Here is a 17381-nt window from a genome sequence, read left to right as displayed (position 1 = left end):
ATGTAAGCGTTTTAGACAGAAACTATTATCAGAAGAGCCGTTTTCTAGCGAATTTTAGAAGATAAAGGCTACACTGAGAGAAGGAGCGAGTAATATGACAGCATCAAAAGGGTTGGAAGGAATCGTAGCGACGCAATCCGCCATCAGTTCCATCATTGATGACACTCTTACATATGTCGGTTACGACATTGACGATCTTGCAACAAATGCAAGTTTCGAAGAAGTTGTATACCTACTATGGCACCAACGTCTTCCAAAAGAGGACGAGCTGGCTGAATTGAAGCAGCAGCTTGCAGACAATATGTCAATTCCTCAGGAAGTGCTTGACCATTTTAAAACATATCCGATCGACAAAGTGCATCCAATGGCAGCATTGCGCACAGCCATCTCCCTCCTCGGATTATACGATGACAAAGCGGAAGATATGTCCGATGAAGCGAACTATGAAAAAGCGATTAAACTTCAAGCGAAAATCGCTACGGTTGTTACAGCCTTTTCACGCGTGCGTAAAGGACTTGAGCCGGTCGCACCAAAGAGCGAACTAGGTTACGCAGCCAATTTCCTCTACATGCTGAATGGCGAAGAGCCTGAAGATATTGCGATCGAAGCTTTCAATAAAGCGCTCGTACTTCACGCTGACCATGAATTGAACGCTTCTACGTTCACAGCGCGTGTTTGTGTGGCAACATTATCCGATATGTATTCCGGAATCACTGCGGCAATCGGCGCATTGAAAGGACCTCTTCATGGCGGAGCGAATGAGCAAGTGATGAAGATGCTCATGGAAATCGGTTCTGAAGAAAATGTTGAGCCATACATTCGTGAAAAATTGGACAACAAAGAAAAAATCATGGGCTTTGGCCACCGCGTATACCGTAAAGGCGACCCGCGTGCCAAGCATCTTCGTGAAATGTCTAAAAAATTGACTTCACTTCGCGGCGAGGAAAAGTGGTACAATATGTCGGAGAAAATTGAATCAATCGTGACAGGCGAGAAAAACTTGCCGCCTAACGTTGATTTCTATTCCGCTTCGGTATATCATTCACTTGGTATCGACCATGATTTGTTCACGCCGATTTTTGCGGTCTCCCGTACTTCCGGCTGGACGGCACATATTTTGGAGCAATATGCAAACAATAGATTGATCCGTCCACGTGCCGAGTACAACGGTCCAGACAAGCAGAAATACGTGCCGATGAACGAGCGGTAAGAGAGTTTTCGAAGCTCTCAACACAAAAAATGAGTGGGGCGGTATGAACTGATACCGGCCCTCTACTTTTGACTATTAGGAGGAAACTGCAATGGCTAAAATTTCAATGGAAAACGGTGTATTAAACGTTCCGGATCACGCAACGATCCCATTCATCATCGGTGACGGTACAGGCCCGGATATCTGGCATGCTGCATCCCGCGTTTTGGAAGCTGCTGTTGAGAAGGCATACAATGGCCAAAAGAAAATTGAATGGAAAGAAGTTCTTGCTGGTGAAAAAGCATTCAACGAAACGGGAGAATGGCTGCCGCAGGAAACACTTGACATCATCGATGAGTATTTGATCGCGATTAAAGGACCTCTAACTACACCAATCGGAGGCGGATTCCGTTCATTGAACGTTGCACTTCGTCAAGAGTTGGATCTATACACTTGCTTGCGCCCGGTTCGTTACTTTGAAGGCGTTCCTTCCCCTGTTAAGCGTCCAGAAGATACAGATATGGTTATCTTCCGTGAGAACACAGAGGATATCTATGCAGGTATTGAGTACAAAGAAGGTTCAGACGAAGTGAAAAAAGTGATTGCCTTCTTGCAAGACGAAATGGGCGTCAATAAAATCCGTTTCCCTGAAACTTCTGGTATCGGCATCAAGCCTGTATCTGAAGAAGGTACAAAACGTCTTGTGCGTGCTGCGATTAACTATGCAGTCAAAGAAGGTCGCAAGTCTGTAACGCTTGTACACAAAGGAAACATCATGAAATTTACTGAAGGCGCGTTCAAAAACTGGGGTTATGAAGTGGCTGAACAAGAATTCGGCGACAAAGTATTCACTTGGAACCAATATGATCAAATCAAGGAAGCTGAAGGAACAGACGCGGCTAACAAAGCGCAATCTGATGCAGAAGCAGCTGGCAAGATCATTGTGAAAGATTCGATCGCTGATATCTTCCTACAACAAATCTTGACACGTCCGAAGGAATTTGACGTCGTAGCAACAATGAACTTGAACGGCGACTATATTTCCGATGCACTTGCTGCACAAGTCGGCGGTATCGGTATCGCTCCAGGAGCGAACATCAACTATGTAACTGGACATGCGATTTTCGAAGCAACACATGGTACAGCTCCGAAGTACGCGGGTCTTGATAAAGTAAATCCATCTTCTGTACTTCTTTCAGGCGTTATGATGCTTGAGCATATGGGCTGGAATGAAGCTGCTAAGATGATTACAGAATCCATCGAAAAGACAATCGCTTCTAAAGTGGTAACATATGACTTTGCACGTCTCATGGATGGTGCGACAGAAGTAAAAGCATCTGAATTTGCGGATGAATTGATTAAAAACCTATAATTCGCTAGACTAAAGTAAGAGTGGGAAATCTTTCCCCCTCTTGCTTTTTTTATTTTGATCAGAAAAGGAGAGTTTGCCATGACAATGAAACGCAAAAAAGTCTCAGTCATCGGATCTGGATTCACCGGAGCGACCACCGCATTTCTTCTTGCTCAAAAGGAGCTGTGTGATGTAGTCCTTGTGGACATCCCTCAAATGGAAGATCCGACAAAAGGGAAAGCGTTAGATATGTTGGAAGCGGGTCCAGTACTAGGGTTTGATGCTAACATTACCGGAACATCCGACTATGCTGATACGAAAAACTCAGATCTTGTCATCATCACGGCAGGAATCGCCCGTAAACCGGGCATGAGCCGGGATGATCTTGTCCAAACGAACCAGAAGGTCATGAAAGCTGTGACGAGTGAAGTTGTTACGCATTCTCCAGAAACAACGATCATCATATTAACAAATCCAGTGGATGCCATGACGTACACTGTATATAAAGAATCTGGATTTCCGAAGGAACGTGTCATCGGACAATCCGGTGTATTGGATACGGCGCGCTTCCGTACATTCGTAGCGCAGGAGTTGAATCTCTCAGTAAAAGACGTGACGGGCTTTGTACTGGGCGGACATGGTGATGACATGGTGCCTCTTGTCCGCTATTCGGCAGCAGGCGGCGTTCCTTTGGAAAAATTGATCCCGGGTGATCGATTGCAAGAAATTGTGGATCGGACCCGGAAAGGCGGAGCAGAAATCGTCAATCTTCTTGGCAACGGATCTGCTTATTATGCACCGGCCGCATCACTCGTAGAAATGGCTGAGGCGATATTAAAGGATCAAAAACGCGTCCTCCCTTCTATTGCGTACCTGGAAGGGGAATACGGAATGGACGGTATTTATCTCGGTGTTCCGACAGTTCTAGGCGCAGGGGGAATTGAAAAGATCATCGAACTTGAATTGACGGATGAGGAAACAGCCGCTTTAGCAAAGTCCGCCGATTCGGTCCGAGCAGTCATGGAAGTCCTTGCAGACTAGATGCTTCCATAAGTTGAACGTTGTAAACTTGATTGTTAAGCTATTGTAAAATCGGGCAGAGGAACTGCTCGATTTTTTTTACTTCTCTCATTTTTATTGATACACTCAAAGTATCGGATGAGCTTTCACCGTAAATGGTATGTTAAATCAATTGTATCTTGAAGTAAGGGGGAACCAAGTTGTTATTAGGGAAAAAACGTAGGATCGGACGGAAGGTTGATGAAATCACGTCAGGGGAAAAACTGAAGTTGACAGAGAAAATCGAGGATAAGGATTTACTCTTATATTTGGGATTAACGAATGACGCCAATCCATTATACGTGCAGCATGACTATGCTTCGAGAACATCATTTGATCGACCGATTGTGCCGACGATCATGCTGACGGGCATTATAACGTCTGCGATTTCAAAATACTTGCCTGGCCCTGGCTCTCATGTTATTGAACAGCATCTGTCCTTCCCTAAACAAGTCTATCATTATGAGACAATTGAATTCCTTTTTGAGGTCATACGAGTCGAACTCGATCAAAATGCGGTTACGTTAAAAATAGAAGCCGTAGACGAAGAGGGAGATACGGTCATTACAGGAACAGTCGTCGTCATACCTCCGAGACTGGAAGACAATTTGACATCACAAGCAATGGAAAACTTCTAAGAGATAGATGGAGGAGATGAGAATGGTAGAAAAGAAAGTGTTGATCGTAGATGACGAACAACCGATCCGAACTTTGCTGGAATACAACTTAAAACAGTCCAATTTCGATACGTATGTGGCGGTCGATGGGGTGGAAGCGATCGAAATGGTGGAAACGGTTCAGCCGGATTTGATTCTACTGGATTTAATGCTGCCGAAAATGGATGGAATTGAAGTGTGCAAGCTGCTCCGGCAGCAGGATGTCAATGTTCCGATTATCATGCTGACAGCCAAAGGCGAAGAGCCGGATAAGGTGTTAGGACTGGAAATTGGCGCAGATGATTATATGACAAAGCCATTCAGCCCGCGTGAAGTGATCGCCAGAGTGAAGGCGGTATTAAGGCGTACAGGCGATCGTCCGGATTCCGGACGGCCTGAATCGACGCTGACATCCGGGCCAATAAAGGTACATCCAGAGCAATACGAGGCCTATCTTCATGAGGAGCCTTTGGAATTTACACCAAAGGAATTTGAACTGCTTGTCTATTTTATAAAAAATAAAAATCGCGTCCTCACTCGTGATCAATTGCTCAGTGCCGTGTGGAATTACGATTTTGCAGGAGACACGAGAATTGTCGATGTTCACGTCTCCCATCTGCGTGAGAAGATAGAAGAAAATACAAGGAAGCCGGTGTTCATCAAGACAGTGAGAGGCATCGGTTATAAATTCGAGGAGCCGAAGGAAAAATGAAAAGCTTACATACCCGGCTCGTCATTGCAAATGCGGTCATGCTTTTCATCTTGCTTACTGGTTTAGGACTCGTCCTCGGCCAGTTTTTTCAATTCTTTCCGAAAGATCTTCATGATGTCCATGAAGACAAATATAGGCTTTTCCTCGTGATTGTTCTGACTGTTGCCGGACTTATGTATTTTTTCGTTTCCTACCGTGTTTTCCGGCAATACAGCAAATCAATCGACCAAGCATCCGCCACGGCCATGCGAATTGCAGGCGGTGATTATTTGGCAAGGACGCCAATTGCTGAACAAGAAACCAATGATGTTCTCGGTATTGCCATTAACCAAATCGCGAGAAACTTGCAGGAGGTTTCCATTTTACGGTCGATGGAAAAGGAACGGCTGAAAACATTAATTGAAAGTATGGGCAGCGGATTACTCATGTTTGGCAGAGAGGGCTCGGTCAATTTGCTGAATGGCGTCTTTGAAAAAACATTCGGATTCACATCTGAAGAGCTGATAGGAAAAACGTTTAAAGAAATTGAACTCCCTTCTGACATCAAGGAGCTAATCGAAGATGTTTTCATGACCGAGCAAGCTCACGAAAAACAAGTAAGAATCGACAATGGGCATGCCGTCTACCACTTAAGCGTGTATGGAGCGCCCGTAATTGGACGACATGGGAATTGGTTAGGAATTATCATTGTCATGCATAACATAACTGAATTAATACGGCTGGAAGAAGTTCGAAAGGACTTTGTAGCAAATGTGTCCCATGAATTGAGGACGCCGATTACCTCAATTAAAGGATTTGCTGAGACCTTGCTGGACGGAGCACTTGAATCTCCTGAAGTGGCAAGCGAATTCCTGGGCATTATCTTGAAAGAAAGCGACCGTTTAAAATTGCTGGTCGATGATCTATTGGAGCTATCCGGCATTGAGCAGGAAGGCTTCCAGATTTCATTGCAGCCAATCGTTTTGGCATCCGTTCTCGAAGACGCCATTAAAATTATCTCAGGATCGATAGAGAGGAAGCAGATGGCAGTTGAGCTGCAAGTCGAACCTGGTATTCGAGTGCTGGCGGATCGGGATCGATTCATTCAAGTAATGGTGAACCTTCTTACAAATGCGATCAATTACTCGAAAGAAGAGACGACCATAACAGTTGTGGCAAAGAAAATGAAAAATGAAGTGACCATACAAGTGAGAGACGAGGGAATCGGAATCTCACCGTCCGAACTTCCTCGCTTATTCGAACGGTTTTACCGGGTCGACCGGGCTCGCAGCAGGGAATCTGGCGGCACCGGGTTAGGCCTTGCCATCGTCAAACATTTAATCGAAGCCCACCACGGACACGTCACTGTTCAAAGTGCAGTGGGCATCGGAACGACCTTTACCATTCATCTTCCTCTGTTGAGATAATGAAAGAAGGTTTTCCTTGTGTTGGCGAAGATGGGCACATTATATATGATGAGTTAAGATTTCAGCAAAGGGAGCAATTTAGCTTGTACCACACTTAGTTGTTGGGAGTGAAAGACCCTGGACTGAACAAAGCGAAAGCGTTTGGAGCATAAGTGCTGCCTTAATTTCTGTAAAACCCAGAAATACGGAAAATCGAACCCTTCGCTTTTCGATTGGCTGAAGCCGTGCCCGTGCCAGCGGAAACATACTGACATTAGTAGCGCAGACCAAGGCCATGGTTTGTGCTACTTTTTTATGGTAGAAGTGAAGGAAAGTCGTGCGGACGCTGGAATCTTTGAATCCGGATAAGGAAACCGACTGCCTTCACATCCGTGTTTGAATCAGTTTAGTATGTTGGGCCGTGGAGATCGTGTATAAGAAAGTGGAATCGATGAGGCACTGTGAAGAACTTCTATACGTTTCAATGACGTGAGGATGAAGGTTGAAACATGTAATTGCTTTTGACGTAAGTAAAGGAAAAAGTACATTGGTTATTTATGATCACAACCAACATTGTCGGTATGAAGATGAATTAGAACACATGGTATCCGGTTTCCATTCATTAAAATGGCGAATCGAAGATTGAGGGAAATTCTTTATTTCATGGTGATGTCGATAATTTCTTTGCGAGCGAAGACTAAAGTTACGATCGTGGATTATTATGATCAATTAAAAAAGCAACCTCAGGGTAAGCCCCATAATGTTGCGGTGAACGCATGTGTGAATAAGTTCTTGAAAGTCGCATTTCACCTTATCCACCATGACATCCTGTATCGTTACGAATCAGCCAAAGTTTCGTAACAGGATAGCTCCACTATAGCACAGAGGCCTTGCGAAAAAACAAATATTCGTCAGGTCTATTTGGCATATTCATTTCTATTTATTTGGGACACCTGTTGCTTGGAGTGCAGGCGCCGACTCCTGCGGGAATAGCATGAGCCTTGAGACCCCGCAGGGAAAGCCGTTACATCGAACGACTTTTGCGACAAAAAGCAGGGCGTTTGGAGCAAGCTTGATTCGCTAATCAACAGGTAGAGGATGCCTTAATTTCTGAAAAAAACCAGAAATTAAGGCAAATCGAACCCTTCGCAGTTCGATTGGCTCAAGCCATGCCCGCGGAAAGCGAGCGCCGGAACGGAAAGCAAGAGCATGTAGAAATGAATATACATCTCTATTTTATTCCAAGCCTCATAGAAAGTATTAAAACACTTAACTAAAGGTAAGAAAGCGTCCGCCTGGAACGAACATCGACTTTTTTAGGCATATGCAGTTTGTTATTCTCATCTTTTATAGTAAAACATTGCAGATAGAATATCTGGATAAAGTTATTTGAATTAATTACGGTATCGCTAGAAACGGTTGCGGCTAACGTCGCGGCCTTTCTAGCGTTTCTATATTTTCTTACCAAATGTTCCACGATGAAAACCGCTAAGTTAGTCCATGATGTCTTGAATGCAAACAAATTATTGAAACCTCTTGGTAACTTAGCCGTATAAAAGACTAGATACATAGAAGAGGGGGCAATTTTATGAGCACACGCCGCATACGAGTTCTTGTCGGCATGATATTGGCAGCTGTTGTTCTGTTGTTAGTGGCATTTTCAACGTGGTATACCGTTGATGAATCGGAACAGGCGGTAGTCATTACGTTCGGTAAAGCCGATACACCGGTGACAGAATCAGGACTTCATTTCAAGTTGCCGTGGCCAATCCAGCAAGTTGAAAAATTATCAAAAGAGACATTCAGTCTTCAGTTCGGTTACAAGCAAGACCCGAGTGGAGAACTCGTGTCATACGATAAGGAAACCAAAATGATTACAGGGGATGAGTATATCGTCCTAGCTGATCTCATTGTCCAATGGAAAATAACAGATCCGCAGAAGTATTTATTCAGTTCCCAAAACCCGCAGGAAATCCTGCATGATGCCACTTCCGCTTCCATCCGTTCGATCATCGGCAGTTCAACGATCGACGCGGCTCTGACGGACGGAAAGGCTGATATTGAAGCGAAGACACGTGAGTTGTTGACTTCCTTGATGACCACATATGATATCGGAATTTCAGTGCAAGGTGTGAAGTTGCAAGATGTTGAACTTCCGAATGCAGATGTCCGGGCCGCTTTCACAGCCGTTACAGATGCGCGGGAAACTAAAAACACGAAAATCAACGAAGCCAGAAAATATGAGAATCAGCGTAAAAGTGAAGCAAAAGGTGAGAAGGATGCGATCAAATCACGTGCCCTCGGACAGAAAAAGTCCCGAGTGGAACAGGCGCTAGGGGATGTCGCCCTATTCAATGATTTGTATGGGGAGTATAAAGATAATAAAGCCATTACACGCCAGCGACTCGTCATTGAAACGCTTGAATCCGTTCTTCCGAAAGCGAAGATCTATATTATGAATGACGAGGGCGAAACGCTGAAATATTTACCTCTTCAGCAGATGGAGACCCAAACACCGCCGCTGGCTGAACAGAAAACGGAAGGAGGGGGCAACTGATGTCGAATGAAAACAATCCTTTCAAAAGTATAGAAGAAAAGTTCCTGGAAAAACAGCGGGCTAAACAGCAAAACCAGAAGACCGCAAGTGCGAAAGTAGTAACGCCAAAACAGCCAGTGAACATGAAGAAATATGTGAAACTGGCTATCTACTTAACAGCAATCTTTGCCATCCTCGTTATTTTACTTGCGAATGTATTTATCGTGAGGGAAGACGAATATCGGGTTGTCCGTCAATTTGGAGAGATTACCCGAATTGTCGATGAGCCGGGACTGAATATGAAAATCCCTTTCATTCAAACAGTTTCGACATTGCCAAAAAACCAGATGACGTATAATGTCTCAGAAGCAGAAATCAGTACGAAAGATAAAAAACGTATCATCATTGATAATTATGCGATCTGGAAAATCACAGATCCTTCGAAGATGATTGCTAACGCAAGAAATATCATCAATGCGGAAGCCCGTATGGAAGAATTCATCTATTCCGTTGTAAGGAATGAAATGGGCCAGCTTCAATATACGGATATCGTCAATGATGAAGATTCGTCCCGGGGCAGCTTGAATGACCGGGTGACTGAAAAAGTGAACGCCTTTTTAGAGGAAGGGAATTTCGGCATCGAAGTTATCGATGTGCGGATGAAACGGATTGATTTGCCGGAAGAGAATGAGCACTCTATTTATACGAGAATGATTTCTGAGCGGCAATCGACTGCCCAAACGTATTTATCTGAAGGGGATGCAGAGAAACAACGGATTGAAGCAGAAACAGACCGGGAAGTGCAGGAAATGCTCGCTACCGCCAAGAAAGAAGCGGCTATCATCCATGCAGAAGGAGAAGCCGAGGCTGCAAAGATCTATAACAATGCATTCTCAAAAGACCCAGAGTTCTATAATTTATACCGGACTTTGCAGTCGTACACTAAAACGATCGGCGAAGATACTATGATCATTTTGCCGGCAAATTCACCGTACGCGAAAATATTAACAGGTTATATCGAGTGATAGTTGACGTCATTTTCATTTACTCTTACCGAATGGTAAAATAAATGAAAATGACTTTTTTTTATTGGAATGAACGAGGGAGTGGAATCAATTTGACGAATCAGAAGATTGTCTTGTTGGATGGAAATAGTTTGGCGTATCGCGCCTTTTTTGCATTGCCGCTGTTGACGAATGATACCGGCATCCATACGAACGCGGTATACGGCTTTACGATGATGCTACAAAATATTTTGTCGGAGGAAAAACCGACTCATATGCTCGTCGCGTGGGATGCGGGGAAAACAACGTTCCGTCATGCGACATTCAGTGAATACAAAGGCGGACGGCAAAAGACGCCGCCTGAGCTGTCGGAGCAGTTCCCCTACTTGCGCAGGCTGCTGGAAGCGTATCAGATTCCGCAATATGAACTTGATTCCTTTGAAGCGGATGATATTATCGGCACGCTGAGCAAGCAAGGGAATGAAGATGGATACGAAGTCGTCGTCATCTCAGGCGATAAGGATTTAACCCAGTTGGCTAGCGAGCATACGACGGTCTGCATAACGAAAAAAGGGATCGCCGATATGGAACGGTACACGCCGGCGCATGTGATGGAGAAATACGGTATCTCGCCAGACCAAATCATTGATATGAAAGGGCTTATGGGGGATGCATCCGATAATATTCCGGGCGTGCCGGGTGTCGGAGAAAAAACAGCGCTAAAGCTTTTGAAGGAATATGGCACAGTCGAGAAACTATACGAATCACTGGATGAGGTTTCTGGGAAGAAGCTGAAAGAGAATTTAACCGAAAATGAAGACCAGGCTTTCATGAGTAAAAAATTGGCTACGATTGAAGTGAATGCTCCAATTGAAATTTCACTAGGCGATCTTTCCTATGCCGGTCCTGATAACGATAAAGTGAAGACGATCTACCAGGAATTGAAGTTTAAGACACTGCTTGAAAAATTGGAGCCTGGCGCATCTGTACAGCCTAAAAAGGAGATCCATGTCCTTCTTAAAAATGAAATTACAGATGAGGATTTAAAAGATGAAATGGCTCTTCACGTCGAAATGATGGATGAAAATTATTTGTCTGCGGCTATTGAGGGGTTTGCCCTGTCAGATGGCGAACAGACAATGTATATTCCGTATGAGACAGCGATTGGATCCGAGGATTTTAAAGCGTGGCTCCGGAATGAGCAAGTGAAAAAGTATGCATCGGACTCGAAAGCGGCCTATGCCTCACTGGCATCTCGAGGAATACCAATCCACGGACTGGAATTCGATCTTCTGCTAGCCGCTTATATTTCCAATCCATCTGCAACGTACACAGATGTTGCATCGGTAGCGGAGGAGCTTGGATACCACGACGTGGAGCCGGACGAGCAAGTATACGGAAAAGGCGCGAAAAGAGTTGTTCCGGATGTACAGCGTCTTGCGGAGCATGCCGGCAGAAAAGCGGAAGCCATCTGGGCACTTAAACCGACGCTGGAAGAAAGACTCCAGTCAAATGAACAATTTGACCTGTACTATAAACTTGAAATGCCGCTGGCTATCATTTTAGGCAAGATGGAGTCCACTGGCGTCAAGACCGATTTGGCTACTTTGCGTGATATCGGCACCGAACTGTCCCGCAGGCTCGTGGATTTGGAGAATACAATCTATGAAATCGCCGGGGAGAAGTTCAATATTAACTCTCCTAAACAGCTGGGAGTCATCCTCTTTGAGAAGATGGGGCTGACGCCAATCAAAAAAACGAAAACGGGTTATTCCACAGCAGCAGATGTTTTGGAGAAATTAGCAAGTGAACATGAGATCATCGAATTTATTTTACTCTATCGTCAATTAGGGAAATTGAATTCCACATATATTGAAGGTTTAACAAAGGAAATTCATGAAGACGGTAAAATCCATACCCGTTTCCAACAGGCATTAACGCAGACAGGACGACTCAGTTCCATTAATCCGAACTTGCAAAATATCCCGATCCGCTTGGAGGAAGGAAGAAAAATTCGGGCTGCGTTCGTTCCATCTGAACCAGGCTGGGTTATGTTTGCAGCGGATTATTCTCAAATTGAACTTCGCGTGCTGGCGCATATGTCGCAAGATGAAAAACTGATGGAGGCCTTCAAAGAAGGCGAGGACATTCATACAAAAACAGCGATGAATGTGTTCAAAGTGGACAAGGACGGGGTCACATCGGATATGCGCAGATCTGCTAAAGCGGTTAACTTCGGTATCGTCTATGGAATCAGTGATTATGGACTGTCGCAAAGCTTGAATATCACAAGGAAGGAAGCCGCTCAATTCATTGACACCTATTTGTCCACCTTCCCTGGTGTCAAACAATACATGGAAGATATCGTGGCAGATGCGAAAATGAAAGGGTATGTCACGACTCTTCTTAATAGAAGAAGGTATTTGCCGGATATCACAAGTTCCAATTTCAATTTGCGCAGTTTTGCCGAGAGGACGGCAATGAACACCCCGATTCAAGGGACGGCCGCCGACATCATTAAAAAAGCGATGATTGATATGGATGCCCGGCTTGCATCGGAAGGATTGCAAACACGCATGCTTTTGCAAGTACATGATGAATTGATTTTTGAAGCACCTGAGGAAGAACTTGAACTATTGAAAGAAATCGTGCCGGAAGTGATGGAATCTGCGCTTGAACTTGATGTGCCACTAAAAGTCGAGTGGGCGTTCGGTTCATCCTGGTACGAAACGAAGTGAGGGATTACGATGCCGGAATTACCGGAAGTGGAGGGGGTTGTCCGATCACTGGCGCCTGTTTCCGCAGGCAGGACCATCCATTCTGTCAAAATATCGGAGACGGTGTTGTCCGCAAAACAGATCGGGAAAGAAGCAATTGTCAAGGGCATAACAAGTGAAGATTTCATTTCGGAGATGGCGGGGATGAAAATTCTCGCTTTAACTCGAAGAAGCAAGTATATCTATTTTCATGTAGAACGAGACGAAGAGCCATACTTACTCGTAAGTCATCTTGGCATGACAGGAGCCTGGTTCGTTGTCGATACACTAGATGACATAAAGGAAGACCGCTTCCGTCGGCATGTCCATGTGACCTTTGAAATGGCGGACGGCGGGCTTCTCGTCTACTCGGATATCCGCCGTTTCGGTGAATTGCGATTAGTCAGGGCGGAGTCCGATTATCCTCCGCTATTAGAGATGGCCCCAGAGCCTTTCAGTGATGAGGCGCTGCAACATTTTCTCGCCATGTGCGAGACGCCGAAGTATGCCCGTAAACCGATCAAAGAAGTCATTATGGACGGCCATGTCATTTCTGGATGTGGGAATATCTATGCCACGGAAGCGTTGTATAAGATGAAAATCCATCCAAACCGAAGTGCTGGACGGATTAGCAAAGAACGTAAGATTGAATTGTTCCGTACAATTGTTGACGTGCTGCAAGAAAGCATCAGAGCTGGCGGCAGTTCCATTTCAGATTATCGGAATATTAACGGTGAAGCGGGAACGATGCAGGAGCGGCTCAAAATGTATGGCAAGAAATTTTGCCCAGAGTGCGGTACCGGAACAAAGAGTTTGAAAATCGCGGGCAGGACTTCCGTCTATTGCCCATCATGCCAACATTAGAGGGTGAAAAAATGATTATCGGATTGACTGGAAGCATTGCCAGCGGAAAGAGTACAGTGGCGGCCATGCTGAGAGAAAAAGGGTATCCAATTATTGATGCGGATGAAATCTCTAGGCTCGTTGTAGAGCCGGGGAGTCCAGTGCTCAGCGAAATTAAAGACGCGTTTGGGGAAGACGTCATTATGGAGGATGGCCAGTTAAACCGAGCTAAGCTGGGCGATCTCATCTTCAATGATATTGAAAAACGCCAGCAGTTGAACGGCATCATTCATCCGGCTGTCCGCAAAGAAATGTTACGCCAGAAAGAGGAGTGGATCGCCAAAGGGGCTTCGACTGTCATTATGGATATCCCCCTATTATTTGAAAGCCGATTACAACCTTTTGTCGATCGGATTCTGGTCGTTTCGGTGACGAAGGACTTGCAGAAATCCAGGCTTATGGCGAGAAATGGTTTATCGGAAGACGAAGCGGAATCCCGTATTTCCTCGCAACTGCCGATGGAAGTGAAGGAGCGCGGGGCGGACGCAATTATCGATAATAACGGGACGCTGGAAGCGACAAAGCAACAGCTTGAAGCAGTATTAGCCGAGTGGAAAGCCGAACCTCTATTCTGAAAAGTGGAACATTGTTATTCTTTTCACAAAGTCTATACTCCTGCATAATATGTGTTATACTAATGAACGGATATAAGTTAAAAAGTATAACATACATGCGGGAGGATTTATTTCATGACTACTTCGATAGCTATTAATGGGTTTGGACGGATTGGCAGGATGGTTTTCCGTCAAATGATGATGGATGATGAAGTCAATGTTGTAGCGGTTAATGCTTCATATCCGGCTGAAACGCTAGCCCATTTAGTTAAGTATGACACAAATCATGGCACCTTTGACGGAGAGGTCACAGCCGAAGAAGATGCACTCGTTGTGAACGGCAAGAGAGTCAAGTTGATCGCAGAACGGGATCCTTCAAAATTGCCTTGGAAAGAGCTTGGCGTGGATGTTGTCGTGGAAGCGACAGGCGTATTTAATTCACGTGAAAAGGCTGCTCTGCACTTGGATGCAGGTGCCAAAAAAGTCATACTCACAGCACCAGGGAAAAACGAAGACGTTACAATCGTTCTTGGTGTAAACGAAGAGAAATTGGATATAGAAAAGCATGATATCATTTCAAATGCAAGCTGTACGACAAACTGTCTCGCTCCAGTTGTAAAAGTGCTTAATGATAAGTTCGGCATTGAAAATGGATTGATGACAACTGTGCATGCCTACACAAATGACCAAAAAAACCTGGACAACCCGCATAAGGATTTACGCCGTGCACGTGCGTGCGCACAGTCGATCATCCCAACTTCGACCGGTGCAGCGAAAGCTTTAGCGCTTGTCTTGCCGGAACTTGAAGGGAAAATCCACGGAATGGCACTTCGTGTACCAACTCCAAATGTTTCCCTAGTCGATCTTGTTGTCGACTTGAAGCAAGATGTTACAGTAGAAGATGTCAACGGCGCATTCAAAGAAGCCGCTGAAGGAAAAATGGCAGGTATTCTTGCTTTCACAATGGAACCATTGGTATCTGTTGATTTCAACACGTCGACGGTTTCAGCAACGGTTGATGGATTGACAACGATCGTCATGGGCGACCGCAAAGTGAAGGTCTTGGCATGGTATGATAATGAGTGGGGTTACTCCGCGCGTGTCGTTGAATTGACGAAAAAAGTCGCAAATGCATTGAAAGAAAAAGTGAATGCATAAGCTCCCGTTCGGAAGGTTTTGTTGATACCGTCCGAAATTGATAGACTCCAAATGTAAATTAACCTAGCAGATGAAAGGTTCGCTGCTAGGTTTTTTATCTTGTTTTTAATAGGGTGGTTCATTGAAAATCTAGGGATTCCAGAAATTGTGAGTGGCGAATTAAGTCGAAACTTCGCATAGACAAATATATTTTCCTTCCCGGTTCTGTTATAATGTAGGGTACTAAACGGAAATGTGGAGGAACAATTATGATATGTCCAGCTTGCCACTTTAACGGTACTAGAGTTATCGATTCCAGGCCGGCAGAAGAAAACCGCTCCATCAGGCGACGCCGGGAATGCGAGAATTGCGCTTACCGATTTACGACGTTTGAAAAGGTGGAAGAAATGCCGCTAGTCGTTGTGAAAAAGGATGGCACCCGGGAAGAATTTAACGGAGAAAAACTATTAAGAGGCTTGATTCGTGCTTGTGAAAAGCGTCCGGTAGAGTTGACCTCTTTGAAAAATATTGTCTATCTCATTGAAAAAGAGTTACGAAGTGCCGGAATCGTCGAGATCAACTCGAAAGATGTCGGAGAAATGGTTATGGAAAAACTGGCGGACGTCGATGAAGTGGCCTATGTCCGATTTGCTTCGGTCTATCGCCAATATAAAGATATTACCGTCTTTATCGAAGAACTGAAAAACTTGCAAAACAAGAAGGACCGTCAATAGGATTGAAATAACGATTATGTAAGAAGGAGGCAACGATTTCGGATGCTCTATAAAGAACTTCAACCTGTCGATACGTATAAAATTAAACTGTCGCATCCGTTCTCGGACTATGACCGCCAGCTTCTGACGTTGTTTTATCAACCGCTGATCGGCCCGGAGGCCATGAGCCTGTTCTTGACGCTTTGGGCAGATGCCGAGCGGGATAAAGAGAGCGAATACAACCACTATCACCTGATGAATGTGCTGACGATGCCGCTCGGGAAAGTGTTCGAATCCCGTTTATCCCTGGAAGGAATCGGGCTGCTTCGGACTTATTGCAAGCAGCTGACGGAAGATCGGGCGTTTATTTATGAACTGCTGACGCCGCTGGATGCCAAATCCTTTTTTGCAGATCCGCTTCTGTCCACCTTCCTGTTTAGCAAGATTGGCGAGCAGGCATACCGCGGCTTGCTTAGCCGCTTTGCTTCCGATCTGCCCGTAGAAGACTCGTATGAAGAAGTATCCAGGACGTTTTTAGATGTGTACAAGCCCATCCGTTACGGCGTTCCTGATGATTTATCGGACGAGTCGGGTCTGCAAAGCCGATCAAAGCCAACCGGTATCCCTTTTGCCGATTCAGGCTTTGATTTTGGCATGCTGCGCGCCGGACTTTCTGAGCAGATGGTGCCCAGTTCTTCACTATCCTCTGTGTCGAGGGATTTAATTGAAAAGCTGGCGTTCCTCTACTCGTTCACACCTCTTGATATGCAAAAAGTGATTATGATGGCATTGGATGATAACCTGAAAATACCGGAAGAAAGATTGCGTAAAGCGGCAGTTGATTTTTATAAAATGAATCGGTCCACACAAGTGCCAGTCTTGGAAAAAGTGTTTCAACAGGCACCTGTCGAAGAAGAGAAACCGGTTAAAAATATGACGCAGGAAGAAAAATTCATCCATGACATGGAAACAACATCGCCTGTTGAAGTATTGAGGGGGTATACAGGAAGCGAACCTCTTTCTGTCGATGTCCAATTAGCTGAAAAACTGATCAATACGTATGGTTTTCCAATTGGGGTCGTCAATGTCCTGCTTAACTATGTCATCATACGGAATGAAGGTAAAATTACGAATAACTTTGTGGAACGGATTGCCTCGACTTGGAGAAACAAGAAAGTGAAAACCGCGAAAGAAGCGATGGAACTCGCCAGGGCAGAGTCGGATCAATACCGCAAGTGGCTGAAGGACGGACAAAAGAACACTAGCAGGCGAAACCCTGTCCGCGAAGAGAAGGTTCCGGAATGGTTCAGGGAGAATAAAGAGCCCAAAACGGAAGAACAAACGATTTCTGATGATCCGGCGATTGAAGAAAAACGCCGAGAACTGCTTGCTAAACTGGAAGCGATGAATAGTGGGGTGAAATAAC

At 44.9% G+C, this 17381-nt stretch carries 14 protein-coding genes; all 14 read left to right on the top strand.

Translation table 11 applies throughout. The annotated features are described in order from the left end of the window. The first annotated feature begins 94 nt into the window (after positions 1-94). The 14 genes from citZ to L7D49_RS15800 all read left to right on the top strand — a co-directional run bounded on the left by citZ (position 95) and on the right by L7D49_RS15800 (position 17380). Entirely contained in the window at positions 95-1210 is a 1116-nt protein-coding gene (gene citZ, locus L7D49_RS15865; RefSeq protein ID WP_238082565.1) for a citrate synthase, read from the top strand. A 91-nt stretch (positions 1211-1301) separates the two neighbouring features. Further along, a complete protein-coding gene (gene icd, locus L7D49_RS15860) occupies positions 1302-2561 on the top strand; it encodes an NADP-dependent isocitrate dehydrogenase (RefSeq protein WP_238082562.1) in 1260 nt (419 codons plus the stop codon). 78 nt (positions 2562-2639) lie between these two features. Next, positions 2640-3581, top strand: a complete 942-nt coding sequence (gene mdh, locus L7D49_RS15855; protein WP_238082558.1) for a malate dehydrogenase — start codon at positions 2640-2642, stop codon at positions 3579-3581. A gap of 179 nt (positions 3582-3760) precedes the next feature. Continuing rightward, entirely contained in the window at positions 3761-4237 is a 477-nt protein-coding gene (locus L7D49_RS15850) for a MaoC/PaaZ C-terminal domain-containing protein (protein WP_238082555.1), read from the top strand. A gap of 16 nt (positions 4238-4253) precedes the next feature. After that, a complete protein-coding gene (locus L7D49_RS15845; protein ID WP_418895887.1) occupies positions 4254-4967 on the top strand; it encodes a response regulator transcription factor in 714 nt (237 codons plus the stop codon). Beyond that, positions 4964-6373 (top strand): two-component system histidine kinase PnpS, encoded by a 1410-nt coding sequence (gene pnpS / locus L7D49_RS15840; RefSeq protein WP_238082548.1) that lies wholly within the window; start codon positions 4964-4966, stop codon positions 6371-6373. Before L7D49_RS15845 ends, pnpS begins: the two co-directional genes overlap by 4 nt. Positions 6374-7940: 1567 nt before the next feature. Next, positions 7941-8909, top strand: a complete 969-nt coding sequence (gene hflK, locus L7D49_RS15835) for an FtsH protease activity modulator HflK (RefSeq protein WP_238082546.1) — start codon at positions 7941-7943, stop codon at positions 8907-8909. Further along, the gene (hflC, locus tag L7D49_RS15830; RefSeq protein ID WP_238082544.1) at positions 8909-9913 is read left to right on the top strand and encodes a protease modulator HflC; all 1005 of its coding nucleotides are present in this window, start codon (positions 8909-8911) and stop codon (positions 9911-9913) included. Before hflK ends, hflC begins: the two co-directional genes overlap by 1 nt. A 92-nt stretch (positions 9914-10005) precedes the next feature. After that, positions 10006-12630, top strand: coding sequence for a DNA polymerase I (polA, locus tag L7D49_RS15825; protein WP_238082542.1), 2625 nt, complete (start codon positions 10006-10008; stop codon positions 12628-12630). 9 nt (positions 12631-12639) lie between these two features. After that, positions 12640-13512 carry a bifunctional DNA-formamidopyrimidine glycosylase/DNA-(apurinic or apyrimidinic site) lyase gene (gene mutM, locus L7D49_RS15820; protein ID WP_238082540.1) on the top strand — a complete coding sequence of 291 codons (873 nt, stop codon included), beginning with the start codon at positions 12640-12642 and terminating at the stop codon, positions 13510-13512. An 11-nt stretch (positions 13513-13523) separates the two neighbouring features. After that, positions 13524-14126: a dephospho-CoA kinase gene (coaE, locus tag L7D49_RS15815; RefSeq protein ID WP_238082539.1), complete on the top strand. Its 603-nt coding sequence runs from the start codon at positions 13524-13526 to the stop codon at positions 14124-14126. Positions 14127-14240: 114 nt separating this feature from the next. Next, a complete protein-coding gene (locus L7D49_RS15810; protein WP_238082537.1) occupies positions 14241-15263 on the top strand; it encodes a glyceraldehyde-3-phosphate dehydrogenase in 1023 nt (340 codons plus the stop codon). 248 nt (positions 15264-15511) lie between these two features. Continuing rightward, positions 15512-15976 (top strand): transcriptional regulator NrdR, encoded by a 465-nt coding sequence (gene nrdR, locus L7D49_RS15805; RefSeq protein WP_238082535.1) that lies wholly within the window; start codon positions 15512-15514, stop codon positions 15974-15976. 42 nt (positions 15977-16018) lie between these two features. Then, complete coding sequence (locus tag L7D49_RS15800; RefSeq protein ID WP_238082533.1) at positions 16019-17380, top strand: replication initiation and membrane attachment family protein; 1362 nt, start codon at positions 16019-16021, stop codon at positions 17378-17380. The last annotated feature ends 1 nt before the right edge of the window (position 17381 follow it).

Origin of the sequence: Sporosarcina cyprini (assembly GCF_022048975.1) — a bacterium.
Lineage (GTDB): Bacteria > Bacillota > Bacilli > Bacillales_A > Planococcaceae > Sporosarcina > Sporosarcina cyprini.
This window is presented reverse-complemented; position numbering and strand designations above follow the sequence as displayed.